The 2,926-nt window shown below is 30.3% G+C and carries 3 protein-coding genes and 1 pseudogene; all 4 read left to right on the plus strand.

Annotation, left to right across the window (positions count from 1 at the left end; genetic code table 11):
• Nucleotides 1–295 (plus strand): RbsD/FucU family protein (locus BN7997_RS14750; RefSeq protein WP_071121583.1); only part of this gene is annotated, 295 nt, incomplete at its 5' end.
• A gap of 26 nt (nucleotides 296–321) precedes the next feature.
• Nucleotides 322–1,020: a class II aldolase/adducin family protein gene (locus BN7997_RS14755; protein WP_071121584.1), complete on the plus strand. Its 699-nt coding sequence runs from the start codon at nucleotides 322–324 to the stop codon at nucleotides 1,018–1,020.
• Between the two features lie 37 nt (nucleotides 1,021–1,057).
• On the plus strand, nucleotides 1,058–2,392 hold the full coding sequence (gene fucP, locus BN7997_RS14760) for an L-fucose:H+ symporter permease (protein ID WP_071121585.1): 1,335 nt from the start codon (nucleotides 1,058–1,060) through the stop codon (nucleotides 2,390–2,392).
• 159 nt (nucleotides 2,393–2,551) lie between these two features.
• Nucleotides 2,552–2,926, plus strand: a pseudogene (locus BN7997_RS14765) (DUF2156 domain-containing protein); the annotation flags it as partial.

A 2,926-nucleotide genomic window follows, 5' to 3' on the forward strand; every position in this document is an offset into this window, starting at 1 on the left:
ACATGGAGTAGCAGAACTTTTAGATGCTATATTAACAGTTTTTCCATTAGATACTTATATAGATAAGCCAGTTAATTTAATGGAAGTTATGCCAGGAGATGATGTAGAAACTCCAATATGGGATACTTATAAAGAAATTATACAAAAGCACGATAATCGTGGTGCAGAAACAGTAGGAACTATAGAAAGATTTAAATTTTATGATGAAGCTAAAAAAGCATACGCAATAATCGCAACAGGGGAAAAAGCATTGTATGCAAACGTTATATTACAAAAAGGTGTAGTAGTAGAATAATAAAATTAATTTTGGAGGCAGTTATTATGGAATGCGTAAAAACTTTAGAATATATGGAAGTAAGAGAACAAATATGTGATGTATGCCATAAAATGTGGCAATTAGGATGGGTTGCAGCTAATGATGGAAATGTAAGTGTAAAATTAGATGATGGTACTTTTTTAGCAACACCAACAGGTATAAGTAAAAGTTTTATAACACCAGAAAAATTAGTTCATATAGATGAAAATGGAGAAGTTTTAGATGGTCCAGAAGGAGCTAAACCATCATCAGAAATAAAAATGCACTTAAGATGTTATAAAGAAAGAGAAGATGTAGGAGCTGTAGTACATGCTCATCCACCAACAGCGACAGGATATGCAGTTGCTCACTTAGATATGGATAGATATACTATGATAGAAACTGTTATAGCAATAGGATCTATACCAGTAACACCATATGGAACACCATCTACTTATGAAGTTCCAGATGCAATAGCACCATATTTACAAGAACATGATGTATTATTACTTGAAAATCACGGAGCACTTGCAGTAGGGGTTGATCTAATAACTGCATACTACAGAATGGAAACTTTAGAGTTATATGCAAAAATAAGTTTAACAGCTCATTTATTAGGTGGAGAAAAAGAAATATCTGAAAAAAATATAAATAGATTAATAGGAATGAGAAAAGGCTACGGAGTAACCGGAAGACATCCAGGATTTAAGAGATATAGAAAATAATCTATTATAAAAAAGAATATATGGGGGGGGAAACATTATGGATGGCAAGTTAAGTAGTTCTGTAGGAAATAAACAGGAGACAACACCTATTGTTCCTAAAAAATATATAGTACATTTTGTTATGCTTGTATCTTGCTTTGTATTGTGGGGATTATTAAACAATATGACAGATAATCTAGTACCGGCATTTGGTAGAATATTTATGCTTGAGGCAGCAGATGCTTCATTAACACAAGTTGCATTTTATGGTTCATATGCAGTATTAGCACTTCCAGCAGCAATACTTATAAAGAAATACTCATATAGAACTGGTGTATTAGTAGGTCTAGGTTTATACATAGTAGGAGCTATGGGATATATACCAGCTGCAATATCTCAAAATTTCAACTTATTCTTAGCATCAGTTTTCGTTTTAGCAGGAGGATTATCAATACTTGAAACAACTTGTAATCCATACGTAATTTCATTAGGAGCACCAGAAACTAGTGTACGTAGACTTAACTTAGCTCAAGCTTTTAACCCATTAGGTTCATTAACAGGTATTATAATGGCTAAATATCTTATATTAAGTAACTTAAATCCTGCAACTTATGAAGAACGTATAGCTATGAGTCCAGAAGCATTAAGTACAATACGTAGTAATGAATTATTATGGGTATGTGTACCATATGTTGGATTAGTAGTTATAGCACTAATAATATGGGTATTCTTTAAGAAAAGCAAAGATTCAGAAAAGGATACATCAGGTGAAATTAATATAGTAAGTTCAATTAAGAAATTAGTTAAAATACCTCGTTATGCATTTGGAGTTGTTGCACAGTTTTTCTATGTTGGAGTTCAAATATCAGTATGGACTTGGACTATAAGCTATGTAATGACTAACCTTGGATTAGATGAAGCTTCAGCTTCAGGATATTATTTAATAGCTATAATATCATTTATAGTATGTAGATGGATATGTACAGCTTTAATGAAGTACATTGACCCATCTGTAATGATGGCAATATTTGCAGTAGGTGGTATAGTATTTAGTTTAGGAACTATATATTTACCAACAAATCAATCAGTATGGTGTTTAGTAGCTATATCAGCGTGTATGTCATTAATGTTCCCTACAATTTACGGTATAGCACTTAAAGATTTAGGTGAAGAAGTAAAGGTTGGAGCAGCAGGACTTATAATGGCGATACTTGGTGGAGCAGTTATAACACCTATAATGGGTAAAATGATAGATACAGGAATATTATCATCTATAGTACCAGCATTTACAGGAGCACAAGCAGCAGTTCGTTCATCATTCTTAATACCAGTAATATGTTTTGCAGTAGTATTAGTTTATTCTTTATGTTTTAGAACTAAGAAAGAAGCTTAAATAATAACACAATATTAAAACAAGAAGAAATAATGAATAGTCAAGATGGGTCATATTTTATAATTTTATTGTAAAAATGTGACCCATTTATATTTTTTGCATACTATAAAGAATATTAATTATAATATAAAGCTTTCAAGAAAATTTAGGAGACTGATTATGTTTAAATATATTGACATAAATTCGAAATCAGAACTAGAGCCATATTTTAAATTAGTAGATTATGAAGCTAGCGAGTATTGCTTTAGTACTATATATATGTGGAGGCATTTATTTAACACAAAATATTATATAGAAAATGATTTTGCAATAATACTTTTAGAATACGAAAGTGATGTATTTTCAATAATACCTTTATGTATAAAGGATAAACTATCATATGTTGTAGAATTTGCACTAAATTATATAAAAGATGAGTATAAAAGAATACAATTAAAAGGTGTAAATGAAGAAATAGCAGACTTAATAAAGGTAAATTATAAAGAAAAATTTATATATGAAAAAGAAAGAGACTTATTTGACTATATATATGAT

The sequence above is a fragment of the Romboutsia timonensis genome (assembly GCF_900106845.1).
Taxonomy (GTDB): Bacteria; Bacillota; Clostridia; order Peptostreptococcales; family Peptostreptococcaceae; genus Romboutsia; species Romboutsia timonensis.